Annotated in this window: 1 protein-coding gene; it reads left to right on the top strand. The window is 62.9% G+C overall.

Annotated elements, in window-relative coordinates; all coding sequences use genetic code 11:
• Positions 1-48 precede the first annotated feature (48 nt).
• Complete coding sequence (locus tag NQD60_RS06915) at positions 49-24246, top strand: non-ribosomal peptide synthetase (protein ID WP_257101287.1); 24198 nt, start codon at positions 49-51, stop codon at positions 24244-24246.
• Positions 24247-24305: the final 59 nt, after the last annotated feature.

The raw sequence follows: 24305 nt of genomic DNA, 5'->3' as shown, positions 1-24305 counted from the left end.
AAGGTGGGTGATGGCGGCCTTAAGCTCTATTATCTGGATGGGAGGTTGATGATGTCTGCTTGTGTTACACCTTTTGTTACTTATCCGTTATCGGCCGCGCAAACTGAGATCTGGCTTGCCCAGCAACTGCATCCGGATAGCCCGGTCTACAACATTGCGCAATACACAGTAATCGAAGGTGCCGTTGAGCCTGCTCTATTTGAAGCGGCAGTGCGGCAGGTGATCGGTGAGGCGGACAGCTTGCGCTTGCAATTTGTCGAAAGTGATGAAGGTCTACGGCAGTCTATCGGCTCACCGGAAGCATCTGTGCCGTTGCTTGATTTCAGCGCACAAACCAACCCCCAGGCGGCCGCTGAAGCCTGGATGCGCGCCGATTATGAGCGACCCGTGGATATATTACGCGGGCCGCTTTTTCAGTACGCACTGTTGAAAATCGCGCCCGAGCAATTTATTTCGTATCAGCGCAGTCACCATATCATGATGGATGGATATGGAGGCGCACTTATCGGGCAACGCGTCGCGCAAGTGTATAGCGCGATGTGTGCGGGGATTGAGCCGCCGCCGTGTGCTTTTGGTTCGGTACAGCAGCTGTTGGAAAGCGATGCGCGCTACCAGAAGTCCGCCCAACGGGCACGGGACGAAGCATATTGGCTTAAGCGCTGCACGGCTTGGCCCGAGCCAGCCACACTGGCAAGCCGCAGCGCGCCCGCATTACAGCATCGACTGCGTCAGACGACTTACCTAGCGGCCCAAACAGTGGGGGACTACGCGTCGGATGCAGGCCGGCTGGCCCAGTTGCTGACCGCTGTGCTGGCCGCGTATCTGTATCGCATGACCGGCGCACAGGACGTGGTATTGGGCTTTCCGGTAACCGCCCGCCTGGGTGCTGACCGGCACATCCCTGGCACCCTCGCGAACGCTGTGCCACTTCGGTTCACGGTGCACCCAGAAATGACCCTGTCGTCGTTGATGCAGCAGGCCGCGCAGGAGATCCGACGCGGCTTCCGGTATCAACGCTACCCGAGCGAAGCGCTGCGGCGCAAACTTGGACTGGCCCCAGGCCAACTGCTGTTCAGCACTGGGGTCAACGTGATGCCGTTTGACTACGGTCTGTCTTTTGGCGAACATGCGTCAACGAACCATAATCTGCTCAATGGGCCGGTCGAAGATCTGATGCTGGGGGTGTATCCGCTGCCGGACTGCAGTCAAGTACGGATTGACTTCAATGCGAATCCCGCATGCTACTCCATGGCGGAGCTGGTTGCGTATCAGCGCCGGTTTGTCCAGTTCCTGGAAACGCTTGCGGCCGATGCTACGCAGCCCATCGGCGGCGTCGAGCTGCTGGATGCCGAGGAGCGGCATCGGCTGCTGGTCGAGTGGAACACGACACAACAGGATTATCCTGCGCACCAATGCATCCACCAGCTGTTCGAAGCGCAGGTCGCGCGCACGCCCGAGGCGACAGCGCTGGTGTACGAGGATCAGACGCTCAGCTACGCACAGTTGAATGCACAGGCCAATCGCCTAGCGCATCGGCTGATCGAGTTGGGGGTACAGCCCGATGCGCGAGTGGCGATCTGTGTCGAGCGTAGTCCCGCGATGGTCGTGGGGCTACTGGCGATCTTGAAGGCGGGCGGCGCCTATGTGCCGCTGGACCCGGTGTATCCGGGCGAGCGGCTCACGCATATTTTGGCCGATGCCGCGCCCGAGATTGTGCTGGCCGATGCGGCGGGCCGTGCCGCGCTCGGTGACGTGGCGCTGGTGTCCCGTACCGTACTCGACCCGACTGTGCTGCCGGATCGGCTGGACACGAATCCGTCGGTGCCGGGCCTGACGGCCCGTCATCTCGCGTATGTGATCTATACATCTGGCTCGACCGGCACGCCGAAGGGCGTGATGGTCGAGCACCAGTCGCTGGCTAATCTATACAGCGCATTGCAGCATGCTGTATTCGCTCGCTGTCCAATTCATGCTAGGGTAGGCCTGAACGCCAGTATTGTATTTGACGCATCGTTGCAAAGTGTGCTTAGTCTGCTGAATGGGTGCACGCTCATGCCGATTCCGCAACATATACGATCCGATGGTGCAGCTTTACTCCAATGGCTCGCGGCTACAAACGTCGACGTGTTGGATTGCACACCGCTCCAGCTTGAGATGTTGCTATCAGCGGATTTGCTCAAGCACCCACGCGCATTGACCTTGCTCGTTGGGGGCGAATCAATTGCTGCCCCTACTTGGCAGGGACTGGCCAATGCGCCACACCTGACGGTCTATAATGTTTACGGTCCGACCGAATGCACGGTGGATGCGACGCTTGCTGAGCTGAAACCGACCCAAATGCTACCCACCATTGGCCGGCCAATCGCGAACACACGGATTTACCTGCTAGACGCACACGGACAGCCGGTGCCATTGGGCGCAGTGGGTGAACTGTACATTGGCGGGGCTGGTGTCGCGCGTGGCTATCTGAATCGCCCGGAACTGACCGTCGAGCGGTTCGTTCCCGATCCGTTCTGCGCCTGCGAGGATGCGCGGATGTACAAGACGGGAGACCTGGCCCGCTACCGGCCCGACGGCAATCTCGAGTACCTCGGCCGCAACGACCATCAGGTCAAGCTCCGTGGCTTTCGGATCGAGCCTGGTGAGATTGAGGCGCGCCTCGTCACGCATCCGGCCGTGCGCGAAGCGGTTGTGCTCGCGCTGGGCGAGGCCAGCGACAAGCGGCTCATTGCCTATGTCGTGGCCGAGCCCGATGAACTAATCGCGAGCACGCTGCGCGCACACGTTGCCGCCGGCCTGCCCGAGTATATGGTGCCGGCCGCGTTCGTGCAGCTCGACGCGTGGCCGTTGACGCCGAACGGCAAGCTGGACCGGCGCGCGCTGCCGGTGCCGGACGCCGATGCGTTCGCGCATCAAGCGTACGAGGCGCCGCAAGGCGAGTTCGAGACCGCGCTCGCGGCAATCTGGTCTGAACTACTGGGCGTGGAACAGGTTAGCCGGCACGACAGCTTTTTCGCACTCGGTGGCCATTCGCTGCTCGCGGTGCGGCTCATCGAACGTTTGCGGCGTCTGGGGCTCGGCTTGTCCGTGCGTGCGCTGTTTGACACCCCGACGCTCAGCGCGCTGGCTCAAGCGCTGGGCCAGCTTCGCGACGTGACGGTGCCGCCCAACGTCATCACGCCCGAGACCACCGCGCTGACGCCATCGATGTTGCCACTGATTGACCTGACGCAGGCCGACATCGATCGGATTGTCGGGCAGGTGCCGGGTGGCATCGTGAATCTCCAAGATATCTATGCGCTCTCGCCATTGCAGGACGGCATCCTGTTTCACCATCTGCTGGCAAGCGCAGGCGATCCGTATTTGCTGATCGGCCAACTGGCCTTTGATAGCCGGGCGCGGCTCGATCAGTATCTGGGCGCCGTCCAGCAGGTTGTCAACCGGCACGACATTCTGCGTACCGCATTTGTGTGGCAAGGGGTGTCCACCCCCGCGCAGGTGGTCTGGCGTCACGCGCAGCTGTCGGTGACTGAGCTCGTGCTGGAGGCCGCCGACGGGCCGATCGCCGAACAATTGGCGCGGCGCTTCGATCCCCGCCACTTTCGTCTGGATTTGACCCAGGCGCCGCTGCTGCGCTTTGTGCTTGCGCAAGACACCGATGGCCGCTGGCTGCTGGTCCAACTGCTGCACCATCTGGTGAGCGATCATTCGGCGCTGGAAGTCCTGCACACCGAGGTGCAGGCGTTCATTGAAGGCCGGGGCGAGACGCTGCCGGCAGCGCAGCCGTTCCGTCATCTGGTCGCACAAGCGCGCCTGGGCGTGAGTCAAGCCGAGCATGTGCGTTTTTTCACCGAGTGGCTCGCGGACGTGGACGAACCCACGTTGCCGTTCGGTCTTGCGCAGGTGCATCGCGACGGCGCGCACGTGCACGAAGCGCACCGGATGTTGCCGCCGGTATTGAACGATCGGCTGCGCGCGCAGGCCAGACGCCTAGGTGTGAGCCTGGCCAGCCTGTGTCATCTGGCGTGGGCGCAGGTGCTCGCGCGCGCGAGCGGTCAGCCGCGGGTGGTGTTCGGCACGGTGCTGTTCGGGCGGATGCAGGCGGGTGACGGCGCCGACAGCGCAATGGGGCTGTTTATCAATACGCTGCCGCTGCGCGTGGAGCTCGACGGCAGCGTTGAGTACAGCGCGCGCGACACGCATGCGCGGCTGGCGGCGTTGCTCGAACATGAGCATGCGTCGTTGGCGCTAGCGCAACGCTGCAGTGGGGTGCCGGCGGGCATGCCGCTGTTCAGTGCGCTGCTCAATTACCGGCACAATGTGCCCTCGGACGAGCGCGGCGGGCTACCAGGCGTCGAGCTACTGAGTGCAGAGGAACGCACCAATTATCCGTTGCTGCTGTCAGTGGAGGACTTCGGGCAGGCGCTGGGGCTGACGGCGCAAGTGGTGGAGTCGCTGGATCCCGATCGGGTGTGTGGTTATATGCAGCAGGCGCTGGCAAGCCTGGCCGAGGCGTTCGAGGCGACACCCGAGCGGCCGGTGCGGCAGTTGGAGGTGTTGCCCAATGCGGAGCGGACCTTACTGCTGCAGACATGGAATGCGACGCAACAGGATTATCCTGCGCACCAATGCATCCACCAGCTGTTCGAAGCGCAGGTGGCGCGCACGCCCGAGGCGACGGCGCTGGTGCATGAGGATCAAACGCTCAGCTACGCACAGTTGAATGCACAGGCCAATCGCCTCGCACATCGGCTGATCGAGTTGGGGGTACAGCCCGATGCACGAGTGGCGATCTGTGTCGAGCGGAGTCCCGCGATGGTGGTGGGGCTGCTGGCGATCTTGAAGGCGGGCGGCGCCTATGTGCCGCTGGACCCGGCGTATTCGGGCGAGCGGCTCACGCATATTCTGGCCGATGCCGCGCCCGAGATTGTGCTGGCCGATGCGGCGGGCCGCGCCGCGCTCGGTGACGTGGCGCTCGCGTCCCGTACCGTACTCGACCCGACTGTGCTGCCGGATCGGCTGGACACGAATCCGTCGGTGCCGGGCCTGACGGCCCGTCATCTCGCGTATGTGATCTATACATCTGGCTCGACCGGCATGCCCAAGGGCGTGATGGTCGAGCATGCACAGGTTGTCCGTCTGTTTGACGCGACACAACCTTGGTACCACTTTGACCAGCATGATATCTGGTGCCTGTTTCACTCCTTTGCTTTCGATTTCTCTGTTTGGGAGATCTGGGGAGCATTGCGTCATGGTGGCAAGCTTATCATCGTTCCCCATCAGATTGCTCGTTCACCACAAGACTTCCACCGGTTGGTCTGTGCACAGGGTGTCACTGTATTGAATCAGACCCCGAGTGCGTTCAAGACATTTATCGCCAGCCAAGCGCAAAACGCATTACAGGATCAATTACGCTATGTGATTTTTGGTGGAGAAGCGTTGGAGCCTTCCATCTTGCAAACGTGGTATGCGACACGCGCAGAGCAGGCTCCGCAATTGGTGAACATGTATGGAATTACAGAAACGACTGTGCATGTGACCTACCGGCCGCTTCGATCCCAGGACAGCACTCAAGTTGGCAGTCCGATGGGCGTGCGGATTCCGGATTTGAAGGTTTATTTGCTCGATGCGTACGGACAGCCGGTTCCATTGGGCGCGGTGGGCGAACTGTACGTCGGTGGCGCGGGCGTCGCGCGCGGCTATCTGAACCGGCCCGAGCTTACCGCTGAGCGCTTTGTGCGCGATCCGTTCTCGGACAAGGACGACGCACGGATGTACAAGACGGGCGATCTGGCGCGTTATCAGCCCGATGGCAATCTGGAGTTCATCGGCCGTAACGACCATCAGGTCAAGCTGAGGGGCTTTCGTATCGAGCTGGGCGAGATCGAGGCGTGTCTGGCGCAGCACCCGCAAGTGCGCGACGCGGTGGTGCTGGCGGTGGGCGACGGCGGTGACAAGCGCCTGGTCGCCTATGTGGTGGCGCCCGCCGATGCTGCGCTGGCCAGCACGCTGCGCGTACACGTCGCCGCAACCTTGCCCGAGTATATGGTGCCGGCCGCGTTCGTGCAGCTCAACGCGTTGCCGTTGACGCCGAACGGCAAGCTGGACCGGCGCGCGCTGCCGGCGCCGGACGCCGATGCATTCGCGCATCAGGCATACGAGGCGCCGCAAGGCGAGCTCGAGACCGCGCTCGCGGCAATCTGGTCTGAACTACTGGGCGTCGAGCAGGTCAGCCGGCACGACAGCTTTTTCGCGCTCGGCGGGCATTCGCTGCTCGCTGTGCGACTGATGAACCGGGTGGCCACGCTCGGCGCCGACTTGCCGCTCGCGGCGCTATTCGCCGCGCCCACGCTGGCCGGGTTCGCCGCCGCGCTCAACGCGCAGTGCACGCCAGACAGCGCCGCGCTGCCTGCGATCTCACCCCTCTGCCGCGAGGGGGCGCTGCCGCTGTCGTTCGCGCAGCAACGGCTGTGGTTCCTCGCGCAACTCGACGGCGTGAGCGCCACTTATCACATCCCGTTCGCGCTGCGCGTGCGGGGGCCCTTAAACCGGCTCGCGTGGCAGCAGGCGCTGGATGCGCTATGGGCCCGTCACGAAGCGCTGCGCTCGGTCTTTTTGAGCGTGGACGGCCAGCCGCAGGTACGGCTGTTGCCCGCCGAGGCGGGCATGCCGCTGCGCTGGCACGATTGGCGTAAAGTGAGCGATGCCGATGCGCAACTGGCGCCGTTCTGTGCCGAGGAAGCGCACACGCCATTCGATCTGGCGCATGGCCCGCTGGTCCGCGCGAGCGTGATCCAACTGGCCGACGATGCGCACGTACTGCTGCTCACGCAGCACCATATCGTCTCGGATGGCTGGTCGACCGGGGTGCTTGTGCGCGAATTCGGTGCGCTGTACCGCGCGGCCTGTGACGGCCAAGCCGATCCGCTGCCGCCGCTGGCGATCCAATATCCGGATTATGCGGCCTGGCAACGGCAGTGGCTCTCGGGCGAGCGGCTTGAGGCTCAAAGCGACTACTGGCGCACGACGCTGGTTGACGCGCCGGTGCTGCTCGAGTTGCCCACGGACCGTCCCCGCCCGGCGCAGCAATCGTTTGCCGGCGCGCGGGTGCCGATTTATATCGATGCATCTACGACGCGCGCGCTCAAGCGTTTGAGCCACGCGCACGGCGCGACACTGTTCATGACCGTACTCGCGGCGTGGAGCGCGGTGCTCTCGCGCTTGTCGGGCCAACCCGATCTGGTGATCGGCACGCCAAGCGCGAACCGGGGGCACACCGCGATCGAGCCGTTGATCGGCTTCTTTGTGAACACGCTGGCGTTGCGCCTGGATCTGTCAGGCGAGCCGTGTTTGGCGCAACTGCTCGAGCGGGTGCGACGCACGACATTGGACGCGCAAGCGCATCAAGATCTGCCGTTCGAGCAGGTGGTGGAAATCGTGCAGCCGCCGCGCCATCTCGCGCATACGCCGCTGTTTCAGGTGATGTTCGCGTGGCAGAACAACGAGACCGAAGCGTGGGACCTGTCCGGTCTTACGGCGCAGCCGCTTGCGCTGGAGTATGACGTGGTCAAGTTCGATCTTGATCTGAATCTGTATGAGGCGGGCGAGGGGATCGTCGGCAGTCTGAGCTATGCGACGGCGTTGTTTGAGCGCGCGACGATCGAACGGCACGTGGGATATCTGCAGGCGATGCTGCAAGCGATGGCGGCCGACGCGCAGCAACCGGTGGCTTGCGTCGAGTTGCTCGCGCCGGCCGAGCGGACCTTACTGCTGCAGACCTGGAACGCGACGCAACAGGATTATCCTGCGCACCAATGCATCCACCAGCTGTTCGAAGCGCAGGTAGCGCGCACGCCCGAGGCGACAGCGGTGGCGTACGAGGATCAGACGCTCAGCTACGCACAGTTGAATGCACAGGCCAATCGCCTGGCGCATCGGCTGATCGAGTTGGGGGTGCAGCCCGATGCGCGAGTGGCGATCTGTGTCGAGCGGAGTCCCGCGATGGTGGTGGGGCTACTGGCGATCCTGAAGGCGGGCGGCGCCTATGTGCCGCTGGACCCGGCGTATCCGGGCGAGCGGCTCACGCATATTCTGGCCGATGCCGCGCCCGCTATCGTGCTGGCCGATGCGGCGGGCCGTGCTGCGCTCGGTGATGCGGTGCTCGCCGAGCGCACGGTGCTCGATCCGAATGCGTTACCGGAGCGGGCGGACACGAATCCGTCGGTGCCGGGCCTCACGGCTCGTCATCTCGCGTATGTGATCTATACGTCGGGTTCGACCGGCACGCCTAAGGGGGTAAGCGCGACCATCGGGGGACTGACTAACCGCCTGCTGTGGTTTGTCCTGAATGTGCTGAAAGAACCGCCGGTCACTGCATTGAAGACGAGTATTGGCTTCGTAGACTCGGTCACCGAGGTACTTGGGGCGTTGCTCGCTGGCGGCATGTTGGTTGCGTTCGACAATACTACGGTTAAAGACGCATCCTTATTCGCGCGACGTTTAAGGCAGACTGGCGTGTCCCATTTGGTCGTCGTGCCATCGTTGCTCAAAGCTTTTTTGGAAGGGGAAAAGGATCAGCTCGACATGCTACGAATACTCGTATGCAGTGGCGAGCGGCTAGCGCCCGAGTTGGCACGGCAGGTTGTCACCACATGGCCGAGCATTCGCTTGCTAAATTTTTATGGATCGTCGGAAGTTAATGGCGACGTCACGTTCTATGAATACGGCTGCGTCGACCAAGTACCGCCACAGGCAGTCATTGGGCGGCCCATCGCGAACACACAAATCTACATTCTCGACCGCCACGGCCAGCCGGTGCCAGTAGGCGTGGTCGGAGAAATCCATATCGGCGGTGCAAGTGTGGCCCGAGGCTATCTGAACCATCCTGCACTGACGGCAGAACGCTTCGTGGTTAACCCGTTTCAAGGCGACAGCCAGGAACGAATGTACAAGACGGGTGACCTAGGCCGTTGGCTGGTGGACGGCAATATCGAGTATTTGGGCCGCAACGACCATCAGATCAAGCTCCGGGGTTTTCGCATCGAACTGGGCGAAATCGAAGCGTGTCTGGCGCAGCACCCGCAGGTGCGCGACGCGGCCGTGTTTGCGCTGGGCGACGATGGCGACAAACGTCTGGTGGCCTATGTGGTGGCGCCCGCCGATGACGCGCTGGCTAGCACGCTGCGCGCGCATGTGGCCGCAGCACTGCCCGAGTACATGGTGCCGGCCGCATTTGTGCGGCTCGACGCGTGGCCGTTGACGCCGAACGGCAAGCTGGACCGGCGCGCGCTGCCGGTGCCGGATGCCGATGCGTTCGCGCATCAAGCATACGAGGCGCCGCAAGGCGAGCTCGAGACCGCGCTCGCGGCGATCTGGTCCGAGCTGCTCGGCGTCGAGCAGGTCAGCCGGCACGACAGCTTTTTCGCACTCGGTGGCCATTCGCTGCTCGCCGTACGGCTTATCGAGCGCTTGCGGCGTCTGGGGCTCGGCTTGTCCGTGCGTGCGCTGTTTGACACCCCGACGCTCAGCGCGCTGGCTCAAGCGCTGGGCCAGCTTCGCGACGTGACGGTGCCGCCCAACGTCATTACGCCCGAGACCACTGCGCTCACGCCATCGATGTTGCCACTGATTGACCTGACGCAGGCCGACATCGACCGGATTGTCGGGCAGGTGCCGGGTGGCATCGTGAATCTCCAAGATATCTATGCGCTCTCGCCATTGCAAGACGGCATCCTGTTTCATCATCTGCTGGCAAGCGCAGGCGATCCGTATTTGCTAATCGGCCAACTGGCCTTTGACAGCCGGGCGCGGCTCGATCAGTATCTGGGCGCCATCCAGCAGGTCGTCAACCGGCACGACATTCTGCGCACCGCATTTATGTGGCAAGGGGTGTCCACCCCCGCGCAGGTGGTCTGGCGTCACGCGCAGCTGTCGGTGACCGAGCTTGTGCTGGAGGCCGCCGACGGGCCGATCGCCGAACAATTGACGCGGCGCTTCGATCCCCGCCACTTTCGCCTGGATTTGACCCAGGCGCCGCTGCTGCGCTTTGCGCTTGCGCAAGACACCGATGGCCGCTGGTTGCTGGTCCAGCTGCTGCACCATCTGATTGGCGATCGCTCGACGCTGGAAGCCCTGCACACCGAGGTGCAGGCGTTCATCGAAGGCCGGGGCGAGACGCTGCCGGCAGCGCAGCCGTTCCGTCATCTGGTCGCGCAAGCGCGCCTGGGCGTGAGTCAAGCCGAGCATGCGCGTTTTTTCACCAAGTGGCTCGCGGATGTGGACGAACCCACGTTGCCGTTCGGTCTTGCGCAGGTGCATCGCGACGGCGCGCACGTGCACGAAGCGCAGCGGATGTTGCCGTCGGCATTGAACGATCGGCTGCGCGCGCAGGCCAGACGCTTGGGTGTGAGCCTGGCCAGCTTGTGTCATCTGGCGTGGGCGCAGGTGCTCGCGCGCGCGAGCGGTCAGCCGCGGGTGGTGTTCGGCACGGTGCTGTTCGGGCGGATGCAGGCGGGTGACGGCGCCGACAGCGCAATGGGGCTGTTTATCAATACGCTGCCGCTGTGCGTGGAGCTCGACGGCAGCGTTGAGCACAGCGCGCGCGACACGCATGCGCGGCTGGCGGCGCTGCTCGAACATGAGCATGCGTCGTTGGCGCTGGCGCAACGCTGCAGCGGGGTGCCGGCGGGCGCGCCGCTGTTCAGTGCGTTGTTCAATTACCGGCACAATGCAATGCGCTCAGGCGAGCGTGACAGACTACCGTTACCGGGCGTCGAGTTGCTCAACGCCGAAGAACGCACCAATTATCCGTTGACGCTGTCGGTGGAGGACTTCGGGCAGGCGCTGGGGCTGACGGCGCAGGTGGTGGCGTCGCTGGATCCCGAGCGGGTGTGTGGTTATATGCAGCAGGCGCTGGCAAGCCTGGCCGAGGCGCTCGAGGCGACACCCGAGCGGCCGGTGCGGCAGTTGGAGGTGTTGCCCAACGCGGAGCGGACCTTACTGCTGCAGACATGGAATGCGACGCAACAGGATTATCCTGCGCACCAATGCATGCACCAGCTGTTCGAAGCGCAGGTGGCGCGCACGCCCGAGGCGACGGCGCTGGTGTATGAGGATCAAACGCTCAGCTACGCACAGTTGAATGCACAGGCCAATCGCCTGGCGCATCGGCTGATCGAGTTGGGGGTACAGCCCGATGCGCGAGTGGCGATCTGTGTCGAGCGTAGCCTCGCGATGGTCGTGGGGCTACTGGCGATTCTGAAGGCGAGCGGCGCCTATGTGCCGCTGGACCCGGCGTATCCGGGCGAGCGGCTCGCGCAGGTGCTGACCGATGCTGCGCCCGACATTGTGCTGGCCGATGCGGCGGGCCGCGCCGCGCTCGGTGACGTGGCGCTGGTGTCCCGTACCGTACTCGACCCGACTGTGCTGCCGGATCGGCTGGACACGAATCCGTTGGTGCCAGGCCTGACGGCCCGCCATCTCGCGTATGTAATCTATACGTCCGGTTCTACTGGCACGCCGAAGGGCGTGATGGTTGAGCATCGTGGTATTGTGAATCTGACTCGAGCGCAAATCGGTTGCTTCGGCGTTCGCGCAGCTAGCCGCGTCTTGCAGTTTGTCTCTTTCAGTTTCGATGTAAGCGCCGCCGATATTTTTATGGCCTTGGCTAGCGGCGCGGCCTTATATCTGCCGCCCGAGACAGCCCGTCAGGATTGGCATGGACTGTGGGAATATTTGGCAAATAATGCAATTACGCACGCGAGCTTACCGCCTGCATTGCTGCAAAATGGCCAAGGCTTGCCCACTCTGGACACGCCCTTGACGTTGATTCTGGGAGGCGAAGCGCCCAGTACGGCATTGCTTCGAACCTTAAGCGAACAACATACCGTATTCAATGCCTATGGTCCAACAGAGGTGAGCGTTTGTGCGACAGCATGGCGGAGCTCACGGCATTTTAGCGGTGAGATTATCCCGATCGGCCGACCGATCGCCAACACACAAGTTTATTTGCTGGATGCCTACGGTCAGCCGGTGCCATTGGGTGCGGTCGGCGAGCTGTACATCGGTGGCGCAGGCGTCGCGCGTGGCTACCTGAACCGGCCCGAGCTCACCGCCGAGCGCTTTGTGCGCGATCCGTTTTCGGACAAGGACGACGCACGGATGTACAAGACGGGCGATCTGGCGCGTTATCTGCTCGATGGCAATTTGGAGTTCGTCGGCCGCAACGACCATCAGATCAAGCTAAGGGGCTTTCGCATCGAGCTGGGCGAAATCGAAGCGTGTCTGGCGCAGCACCCGCAGGTGCGCGACGCGGTGGTGCTGGCGGTGGGCGACGGCAGCGACAAGCGCCTGGTGGCCTATGTCGTGGCCGAGCCCGATGAACTACTTGCGAGCACGCTGCGCGCACATGTCGCGGCAACCTTGCCCGAGTATATGGTGCCGGCCGCATTTGTGCGGCTCGACGCGTGGCCGTTGACGCCGAACGGCAAGCTGGACCGGCGCGCGCTGCCGGCGCCGGACGCCGATGCGCTCGCGCATCAGGCATACGAAGCGCCGCAAGGCGAGCTCGAGACCGCGCTCGCGGCAATCTGGTCTGAACTGCTCGGTGTCGAGCAGGTTAGCCGGCACGACAGTTTCTTCGCACTCGGCGGCCATTCGCTGCTCGCGGTGCGGCTCATCGAGCGTTTGCGGCGTCTGGGGCTCGGCTTGTCCGTGCGTGCGCTGTTTGACACCCCGACGCTCAGCGCGCTGGCTCAAGCGTTGGGCCAGCTTCGCGACGTGACGGTGCCGCCCAACGTCATCACGCCCGAGACCACCGCGCTGACGCCATCGATGTTGCCACTGATTGACCTGACGCAGGCCGACATCGATCGGATTGTCGGGCAGGTGCCGGGTGGCATCGTGAATCTCCAAGATATCTATGCGCTCTCGCCATTGCAGGACGGCATCCTGTTTCACCATCTGCTGGCAAGCGCAGGCGATCCGTATTTGCTGATCGGCCAACTGGCCTTTGATAGCCGGGCGCGGCTCGATCAGTATCTGGGCGCCATCCAGCAGGTCGTCAACCGGCACGACATTCTGCGCACCGCATTTGTGTGGCAAGGGGTGTCCACCCCCGCGCAGGTGGTCTGGCGTTACGCGCAGCTGTCGGTGACCGAGCTCGTGCTGGAGGCCGCCGACGGGCCGATCGCCGAACAATTGGCGCGGCGCTTTGATCCCCGCCACTTTCGCCTGGATTTGACCCAGGCGCCGCTACTGCGCTTTGCGTTTGCGCAAGATGCCGATGGTCGCTGGTTGCTGGTCCAGCTGCTGCACCATCTGATTGGTGATCACTCAACGCTGGAAGTCCTGCACACCGAGGTGCAGGCGTTCATCGAAGGCCGGGGCGAGACGCTGCCGGCAGCGCAGCCGTTCCGTCATTTGGTCGCGCAAGCGCGCCTGGGCGTGAGTCAAGCCGAGCATGCGCGTTTTTTCACCGAGTGGCTCGCGGACGTGGACGAACCCACGTTGCCGTTCGGTCTTGCGCAGGTGCATCGCGACGGCGCGCACGTGCATGAAGCGCAGCGGATGTTGCCTCTGGCATTGAACGATCGGCTCCGCGCGCAGGCCAGACGCCTAGGTGTGAGCCTGGCCAGCCTGTGTCATCTGGCGTGGGCGCAGGTGCTCGCGTGCGCGAGCGGTCAGCCGCGGGTGGTGTTCGGCACGGTGCTGTTCGGGCGGATGCAGGCGGGTGACGGCGCTGACAGCGCGATGGGGCTGTTTATCAATACGCTGCCGCTGCGTGTGGAACTCGACGGCAGCGTTGAGCACAGCGCGCGCGACACGCATGCGCGGCTGGCGGCGCTACTCGAACATGAACATGCGTCGTTGGCGCTGGCGCAACGCTGCAGCGGGGTGCCGGCGGGCGCGCCACTGTTCAGTGCGCTGCTCAATTACCGGCACAATGTGCCCGCGGGCGAGCGCGGTGGGCTACCAGGTGTCGAGCTACTGAGTGCAGAGGAACGCACCAATTATCCATTGCTGCTGTCGGTGGAAGACTTCGGGCAGGCGCTGGGGCTGACGGCGCAGGTGGTGGCGTCGCTGGATCCCGATCGGATGTGTGGTTATATGCAGCAAGCGCTGGCAAGCTTGGCCGAGGCGCTCGAGGCGACCCCCGAGCGGCCGGTGCGGCAGTTGGAGGTGTTGCCCAACGCGGAGCGGACCTTACTGCTGCAGACATGGAACGCGACGCAACAGGATTATCCTGCGCACCAATGCATGCACCAGTTGTTCGAAGCGCAGGTGGCGCGCACGCCCGGGGCGACGGCGCTGGTGTACGAGGATCAGACGCTTAGCTACGCACAGTTGAATGCACAGGCCAATCGCCTAGCGCATCGGCTGATCGAGTTGGGGGTACAGCCCGATGCGCGAGTGGCGATCTGTGTCGAGCGGAGTCCCGCGATGGTGGTGGGGCTGCTGGCGATCCTGAAGGCGGGCGGCGCCTATGTGCCGCTGGACCCGGCGTATCAGGGCGAGCGGCTGGCGCATATTCTGGCCGATGCCGCGCCCGAGATTGTGCTGGCCGATGCGGCGGGCCGCGCCGCGCTTGGTGATGCGGTGCTCGCCGAGCGCATCGTGCTTGATCCGAACACGCTGCCGGAGCGGGCGAACACGAATCCGTCGGTGCCGGGTCTGACGGCCCGCCATCTCGCGTATGTAATCTACACGTCCGGCTCCACCGGTACCCCGAAGGGTGTGCAAAATGAGCATCGGGCGCTGATCAATCGCCTGGTCTGGATGCAACAAGCCTATGGCTTGACGACGACCGACCGCGTGCTACAGAAAACGTCCTTTGGCTTTGATGTGTCTGTCTGGGAGTTTTTCTGGACCTTGCTCAATGGTGCCACGCTGGTTGTGGCCGCACCGGATGTGCACCGAGATACCGCGGCCTTAATGGCGCTGGTAATCCGGCAGCACATTACCACTGTTCATTTCGTGCCGTCCATGCTCGGCACGTTCTTGCACCATAAAGGGATTCAGCACTGTACGTCTGTGAAGCGGTTGATCTGCAGTGGTGAAGTGCTAGCCGGTGCGAGTGTCCGGCTTTGCCAAAGGCTATTGCCGGGTGCGCGGCTGTATAACTTGTATGGTCCGACGGAAGCCGCGATTGACGTGACGGCCTGGAGCTGCCCAGCGGATTACGCGGAAGACACTGTGCCGATCGGCCGGCCGATTGCGAATACACGAATTTATTTACTGGATGCCTGCGGTCAGCCGGTGCCGCTGGGCGCGGTCGGCGAGCTGTATATCGGTGGCGCAGGCGTCGCGCGCGGCTACCTGAACCGGCCCGAGTTGACGGCCGAGCGCTTTGTGCGCGATCCGTTCTCGGACAAGGATGACGCACGGATGTACAAGACGGGAGACCTGGCGCGTTATCAGCCCGATGGCAATCTGGAGTTCGTCGGCCGGAACGACCATCAGGTCAAGCTGAGGGGCTTTCGTATCGAGTTGGGCGAGATCGAGGCGTGTCTGGCGCAGCACCCGCAAGTGCGCGACGCGGTGGTGCTGGCGGTGGGTGACGGCGGCGACAAGCGCCTGGTCGCCTATGTGGTGGCGCCCGCCGATGCTGTGCTGGCCAGCACGCTGCGCGTACATGTCGCGGCAACCTTGCCCGAGTATATGGTGCCGGCCGCGTTCGTGCAGCTCAACGCGTTGCCGTTGACGCCGAACGGCAAGTTGGACCGGCGTGCGCTGCCGGCGCCGGACGCTGATGCGTTCGCGCATCAAGCCTACGAGGCGCTGCAAGGCGAGCTCGAGACCGCGCTCGCGGCAATCTGGTCTGAACTACTGGGCGTCGAGCAGGTCAGCCGGCACGACAGCTTTTTCGCGCTCGGCGGGCATTCGCTGCTCGCCGTGCGACTGATGAACCGGGTGGCCGCGCTCGGCGCCGACTTGCCGCTCGCGGCGCTATTCGCCGCGCCCACGCTGGCCGGGTTCGCCGCTGCGCTCAACGCGCAGCGCACGCCAGACAGCGCCGTGCTGCCTGCGATCTCACCCCTCTGCCGCGAGGGGGCGCTGCCGCTGTCGTTCGCGCAGCAACGGCTGTGGTTCCTCGCGCAGTTCGACGGCGTGAGCGCTACTTATCACATTCCGTTCGCGCTGCGCGTGCGAGGGCCCTTGAACCGGCGCGCGTGGCAGCAGGCGCTGGATGCGCTATGGGCTCGTCACGAAGCGCTGCGCTCGGTCTTTTTGAGCGTGGACGGCCAGCCGCAGGTACGGCTGCTGCCCGCCGAGGCGGGCATGCCGCTGCGCTGGCACGATTGGCGTAAAGTGAGCGATGCCGATGCGCAACTGGCACCGTTCTGTGCCGAGGAAGCGCACGCGCCATTCGATCTGGCGCATGGCCCGCTGGTCCGCGCGAGCGTGATCCAGCTGGCCGACGATGCGCACGTACTGCTGCTCACGCAGCACCATATCGTCTCGGATGGCTGGTCGACCGGGGTGCTCGTGCGCGAATTCGGTGCGCTGTACCGCGCGGCCTGTGACGGCCAAGCCGATCCGCTGCCGCCGCTGGCGATCCAATATCCAGATTATGCGGCCTGGCAGCGGCAGTGGCTTTCGGGCGAGCGGCTTGAGGCCCAAAGCGACTACTGGCGCACGACGCTGGCCGACGCGCCGGTGCTGCTCGAGTTGCCCACGGACCGTCCCCGCCCGGCGCAGCAATCGTTTGCCGGCGCGCGGGTGCCGATTTATATCGATGCATCCACGACGCGCGCGCTCAAGCGTTTGAGCCACGTGCACGGTGCGACACTGTTCATGACCGTACTCGCGGCGTGGAGCGCGGTGCTCTCGCGCTTGTCGGGCCAACCCGATCTGGTGATCGGCACGCCAAGCGCGAACCGGGGGCACACCGCGATCGAGCCGTTGATCGGCTTCTTTGTGAACACGTTGGCGTTGCGCCTGGATCTGTCAGGCGAGCCGTGTCTGGCGCAGTTGCTCGAGCGGGTGCGACGCACGACATTGGACGCGCAAGCGCATCAAGATCTGCCGTTCGAGCAGGTGGTGGAAATCGTGCAGCCGCCGCGCCATCTCGCGCATACGCCGCTGTTTCAGGTGATGTTCGCATGGCAGAACAACGAGACCGAAGCGTGGGACCTGTCCGGTCTTACGGCGCAGCCGCTTGCGCTGGAGTATGACGTGGTCAAGTTCGATCTTGATCTGAATCTGTATGAGGCGGGCGAGGGGATCGTCGGCAGTCTGAGCTATGCGACGGCGTTGTTTGAGCGCGCGACGATCGAACGGCACGTGGGATATCTGCAGGCGATGCTGCAAGCGATGGCGGCCGACGCGCAGCAACCGGTGGCTTGCGTCGAGTTGCTCGCGCCAGCCGAGCGGACCTTACTGCTGCAGACCTGGAACGCGACGCAACAGGATTATCCTGCGCACCAATGCATCCACCAGCTGTTCGAAGCGCAGGTAGCGCGCACGCCCGAGGCGACAGCGGTGGCGTACGAGGATCAGACGCTCAGCTACGCACAGTTGAATGCACAGGCCAATCGCCTGGCGCATCGGCTGATCGAGTTGGGGGTGCAGCCCGATGCGCGAGTGGCGATCTGTGTCGAGCGGAGTCCCGCGATGGTGGTGGGGCTACTGGCGATCCTGAAGGCGGGCGGCGCCTATGTGCCGCTGGACCCGGCGTATCCGGGCGAGCGGCTCACGCATATTCTGGCCGATGCCGCGCCCGCTATCGTGCTGGCCGATGCGGCGGGCCGCGCCGCGCTTGGTGATGCGGCGCTCGCCGAGCGCACCGTGCTTGATCCGAACACGCTGCCGGCACTGACGGACACGAATCCGTCAGTGCCGGGCCTCACGGCTCGTCATCTCGCGTATGTGATCTATACGTCCGGCTCTACCGGCACGCCCAAGGGCGTGATGGTCCAGCATCGCAACGTAGTCAATCTTGCTCAGGCGCAGATCGCGTGTTTTGAGGTTCGTGCAGACAGCCGAGTGTTACAGTTTGCCTCGTTCAGTTTTGATGCGAGCGTCTCTGAAATCATGATGACCTTCAGCAGCGGTGCGGCCTTGTTTTTGCCGCCCGACACGGTCCGTCGTGATCAGCATGCACTGTGCAATTATTTGACCAGTCATGCGATTACGCACGCGACCTTACCGCCTGCACTGCTTCAAAATGGTGAAGGGCTGTTCAATCTTAGCGTACCCCTGACGCTGATTCTGGCTGGCGAAGCACCCAGTGCGACATTGATTCGAACCTTAAGCGAGCAACACATCGTATTCAATGCGTATGGCCCAACGGAGGCGAGCGTTTGTGCGACAGCATGGCGTAGCTCACGGGATTTTAGCGCTCAGATCATCCCGATTGGCCAGCCGATTGCGAACACACGAATTTATTTACTGGATGCCTGCGGTCAGCCGGTGCCGCTGGGCGCGGTCGGTGAGCTGTACATCGGTGGCGCAGGCGTCGCGCGCGGCTATCTGAACCGGCCCGAGCTTACCGCCGAGCGCTTTGTGCGCGATCCGTTCTCGGACAAAGATGACGCACGGATGTACAAGACGGGCGATCTGGCGCGTTATTGGCCCGATGGCAATTTGGAGTTCATCGGCCGTAACGACCATCAGGTCAAGCTGCGCGGCTTTCGCATCGAGCTGGGCGAAATCGAAGCATGTCTTGCTGGGCACCCGCAGGTACGCGACGCTGCGGTGCTTGCGCTGGGCGAGGTCAGCGACAAGCGTCTCATTGCCTATGTCGTGGCCAAACCAGACGAGTCGCTGGCGAGCACGCTGCGCGCGCATGTGGCCACTCGTTTGCCCGAGTACATGGTACCGGCTGCGTTCATGCGCCTGGATGCGTTCCCGTTAACCCCCAACGGCAAGCTCGACCGCCGAGCACTGCCCACACCCGAGTTTATCTCAAAGCACTGCTATCGCTCCCCGCGCACGCCGCAGGAACGGACACTTGCCGAGTTGTTTACCGATGTGTTGGGCGTGCCGCGCGTGGGCGTCGATGACAGCTTCTTTGATCTGGGCGGTGACAGCGTTCTCTCGATCCAATTAGTTAGCCGCGCCCGCAAGGCAGGATGGGCGATTACCCCGCGCGAGGTTTTCCAGCATCAAAGCGTTGCCGCGCTCGCCATCGTGGCCAAACCGTTGGACGATACACGGCCTGCCGTAGCCGATATCGCCACCGGCGAGGTGCCGCTCACGCCCATCATTCGTTGGTTCCTTGAGCGTAACGGGCCCATCGGCCGCTTTAATCAAACGATGCTACTGCAAGTGCCGGCCGCGCTTCAGGCCGATCACCTGAGCACCGCCTTGCAAGCGCTGCTCGATCACCACGACGCGCTGCGCTTGCAGCTATTGCCATTGTCCGCACAAGACGCCGGCTGGGGGCTGCAGATTCCGCCTGCCGGAGCGGTATCCGCTAGCGCTTGCCTGCGCCGCGTCGAGATCGCGGCGTTGGGTGAGTCAGTCCGCCAGGCACGGATCAGTCAGGAAGCGCAAACTGCTGAGACCCGGCTCGACCCACAAGCCGGCGTGATGCTGCAAGCGGTCTGGTTCGAGGCGGGCGACGCGCCTGGCCGATTGCTGCTGACGATTCATCACCTGGCAGTCGATGGGGTATCCTGGCGCATCCTACTGTCCGATCTGGCCAGTGCCTGGCAAGCCGCGCAGGCCGGACAGCCTATCGCGCTCGAGCCCACCGGCACCTCCTTGCGCCGTTGGGCGCAATGGCTCTCGCATGAGGCGCTGAGCGAAACCCGGTATGCCGAATTGCCATTTTGGGAGCGCATGCTGGATGGCGCCGATGCGCTTTTGTCCGCGCGCCCACTGGATCCCGCGCACGACACCATGGCGACGGCGCAGCATCTGAGCCTGACGTTACCAGCCACGCTCACCGCGCCGTTGCTCGGCGCAGTGCCGGCGCGCTTTCACGGGCGTGTCAATGATGTGCTGTTGAGCGCGTTCGCGCTGGCGGTGGCCTGCTGGCGGCAGCGCCAAGGGCATCATCATCCCGATGTCCTGATCGATCTGGAAGGGCATGGCCGCGAGCTCCTTGACGCGAGCCTGGATCTGTCGCGTACGGTGGGCTGGTTCACAAGTCTCTTCCCGGTACGATTCGAATTGGGTAAATTAAATCTCGATGCGGCCTTGGCGGGCGGTCCCATGCTGGGCCGGTTGGTGAAGCGCGCCAAGGAGCAACTCCGCGCGTTGCCGGACCATGGCTTAGGCTATGGCCTATTGCGACATTTGAACGCCGAGACCGCGCTGATCCTCAAGCATTTGCCGACGCCACAGATCAGCTTTAATTATCTGAGCCGCTTTGCCGCTCCCGAAGCGCAAGATTGGGGACCGGCGCCTGAGAGCAACACCTTAGGTGGCGGCAGCGATCCGGCCATGCCGCTGCCCCACGCGATTGCATTGAACGCACTCACTCTGGATCGCCCCGACGGGCCCGAGCTCATTGCTAACTGGTCTTGGGCAGGCGCGCTTTTTACCGTCGAGCAGATGCAAGATCTGGCACAGACCTGGTTCCGGGTCTTGGAAGCCCTGGTCGCCTATGTTGAGCTGCCCGATGCGGGCGGCTTGACGCCCTCGGACGTGCCGCTGGTGAGCCTTAGCCAGGACCAAATCGAGCAATTGGAAGCGAGGCAACCCGAACTCGAGGAAATTCTGCCGCTCTCTCCGCTGCAAAAGGGCCAACTCTTTTATGCCCTCCAGGCTGACCAGGGATCAGCTGCCTATGCGATGCCGGTGATTTTCGATCTGGAGGGCACGCTGGACAGTCAAGCCCTGCGGGCTGCGATACAGGCGCTGCTGCAACGCCACGCCAATCTGCGCGCCAGCTTTGTGCATCAAGGGCTGAACGAGCCAGTCCAGGTGATCCCACGCACCGTCCCGCTGCCTTGGCAGGAGATCGACCTCAGCGGACTGGATAACGCCACGCGTGAAGTAGCCTATCAGCGCTTTTTACAGGAAAACTGCTCACGCCGCTTCAATCCTACCCAGCCACCGCTGTTGCGTTTCAGCTTAGTCCGTCTGACCTCGAACCAATCTCGATTGGTTTTTATATGTCATCATATCTTGCTGGACGGCTGGTCGATGCCGGTGCTGATCCGAGAGTTGTTCGCCTTATATGCCAATGGCGGTGATGGGCGCGCGCTGCCGCGCGTGACGCCATACCGGGACTACCTGGCTTGGCTCAAGGCGAGCGATCACGCGGCCGCTGAGCGCGCTTGGCGCGAGGTGCTCGCAGGGCTGCAAGAACCGACCCGTCTCGCACCCGCACGGCTGACCACGTCGAGGCCCCAAGAAAACTTGGCTTGGACGCTATCCGAAACGCTTACCCGCGCGCTAAACCAGCAGGCTCGCAAGCAGCGCCTCACCCTGAATATCTTGGTGCAAGGCGCTTGGGGCCTCTTACTGAACCATCTAACGGGGCGCGACGATGTGGTCTTCGGTGTGACCGTGGCCGGGCGTCCGCCCGAATTGCCGGGTATCGAGCACATGGTGGGGCTGTTGATTCACACCCCGCCGTTACGCTTCCAATGCAGCCCGGCGCAGTCTATCGCCGATGTGTTGGCGCGCCTCCAAGATCAGCAAATTTGCCTACTTGAACATCAGCACCTCGATCTAGCCGATATCGAGCGTGTGACTGGACTCGGTCAGCTGTTCGACACGCTGGTCGTGTTTGAAAACTACCCGGTCGATCACAGTGCACGGCAGGTGGCGGGTAAACTACGGATCATGGGCATCAGCGGCAGCGTCGCGACGCATTATCCGCTCAGTCTGACCGCCGTCCCGGGCGCACAGTTGTCATTCCAATTGGGTTATCGCCCCGACCTGTTCGAGCGTGAGACGGTTGAGCGGCTGACGCAGTGCCTGATTCGTCTCTTCGAGGCCATGGCGCAAGATCCCGACCAGTTCGTCGGACGCATCGAATGGCTCGATGCCACAGAACGGCAGCAGTTATTGGTCGACTGGAACACTACTGCGCGTCCGCTACCCGAGACAACATTGTCCGCGTTATTCGAAGCGCAAGTGACCCAGGCACCCGACGCCATCGCTCTGGTCTTTGAGGATCAATCGTTCAGCTATGCCGAACTTAATGCGCAAGCCAATCGACTCGCGCATTGCCTGATTCGACAAGGTATCGTGCCGGAGACGCCGGTTGCGATCCTGATGCCGTGCACGCCCGAGCGGATCGTGGCCACCCTGGCCGTGATCAAGGCCGGCGGCGCTTATGTGCCGCTTAATGACACAGATCCGGACAGCCGGTTACAAGCCGTACTGGGGGAGACGCGCGCGCGGCTCTTGCTGACAGACTGTACCTTGCAAACACGCGGCAAAATGCATAATGCCCGGATCATTGTCGTCGATGCCGACTCCTGGTTGGCCCGCGAGCCGAGCCATAATCCGGCTACGGCCTGCGCCCCTGAGCAGTTGGCCTGCCTGATGTACGCCTCTGGCGCCACCGGACAGCCCAAGGGGGTTGGCATCACCCATCGCAATGTGCTCAATTTAGCGTTGCACGGGCCCCTGGCGGGAACACGGGAGTGCGTACTGTTGTATTCGCCACCGGCCTCCGATGCGTCAATGTATGAGCTGTGGCAGCCGCTGCTCACCGGTGGGCAGATGATAATTGCCGCCCCGGAGGCGCTTGACGTATCGGCCTTACAAGACGTAATCCAGCGTCAGCAGGTCAGCACCCCGCTGGACAACGTACAGGCTTACGTTCTAGACGCAGGGCTGAGGCCTGTTCCCGTCGGCGTGCCCGGTGAGTTGTATCTCTCGGGCGACGGGGTGACCCGAGGCTATGTCCACCGCCCGGGATGGACGGCCGAGCGCTTTGTGGCTCATCCGTTCGGTCCGGTGGGCGCGCGTATGTACCGCACGGGCGATCTTGTGCGTTGGCGGCCGGAAGGGACGCTGGACTTCATCGGTCGCACCGATCGGCAGGTCACAATCGATGGTTGGCGTATTGAGCCTGGCGAAGTGGAAGCCGCTTTGCGACGCCATCCGGCCGTGGCGCAGGCCGCGGTCATCGCCCGCAAAGATAGCGTGGGCCACAAACAACTCATTGGCTATGTGGTCCTTCATCAGCCTGATGCAGAAGATGGCGCACGCATCGAGCCGATGGACCTGCGCCAGTATGTGGCAACACAATTACCCGCGCCGATGGTCCCAGCCGCCGTGAGATTGCTAGACAGCTTACCGCTGATGCGCAACGGCAAGCTTGACCACAAGGCATTGTCAGCCTGGGATTCGACGTCATCCCAAACACCGATGGAAAAGGCGCTGGCTGAATTGTGGGCGGAGATCTTCGGATTGGAGAAGGTGCATAGCCATGACAACTTCTTTGACCTGGGTGGGCATTCACTGCTTGCGATGCGGCTCATTAGTCGTATCTATGCGAGCCTGAACATCGACATCACGATTCGGACCTTGTTCGAGGCGCCGAGCGTCGCTGAGTTGGCGCAGCGCTTGCTCATGCCGGACGGCATACAAGAAAATGCCTTTGCCGTCCTGCTTCCTCTCCAACCAAAGGGCACTCGCCCACCGCTTTTTTGTATTCATCCCGGCGGCGGCTTGAGCTGGAGTTATATCGGTCTGTCAAGGCACTTAGGCGCCGATCAACCCGTCTATGGTTTGCAAGACCGTGGCTTCGATGGCACCGCGCCACTGGCGGAAACAATCGACGCGATGGCGTCGGACTACATCGAGCACATTCGCCGTATCCAGTCTAACGGGCCTTACCATTTGCTAGGATGGTCCTTCGGTGGCTATGTGGCGCATAGCATGGCCACTCAACTCGAACAGCAGGGCGAAAGCGTGGCGCTGCTGGCTTTGTTGGATAGTGATCCGGACCCTGGCCGCTTAAGTGATAAACGGGAGCTCGACCGAGATGCGATATACGCTCAGGCTGCTTCTCGCTATGGCGATGAAATGTTTTCGGCCATGGATGAGCGGAGATGGGAAAACGCCTGGAAGGTTATGCAAAACCATAGGCGTATGCGGAGGATATTTTCTCCATCCACTTATAGCGGGAATGCGCTCTTCTTTCGTGCAATCATAGCGGAGGATGAATTCCATACGCTCGCCTCCGCCGACGCGTGGAATCCATATGTGCTTGGGAGTATCGCAGTCTATGATATTCCCTGCAAACACGGAGACATGAACCAGCCAGAACCGACCGCGGAAATCGGTCGCATTCTGGCGCGCAAGCTGGAGGAATTAATGAGTCGGGCCTGAATAATCCTGCAAATTAAACGAGGCACAAATGGGTCCGAAGGCACTTATAAGGGAAGGCG

Source organism: Mycoavidus sp. SF9855, assembly GCF_024582735.1.
Taxonomy (GTDB): Bacteria; Pseudomonadota; Gammaproteobacteria; order Burkholderiales; family Burkholderiaceae; genus Mycoavidus.
Note: the sequence above shows the minus strand (reverse complement) of the source record. Positions and strands in the feature narration are given on the sequence as shown.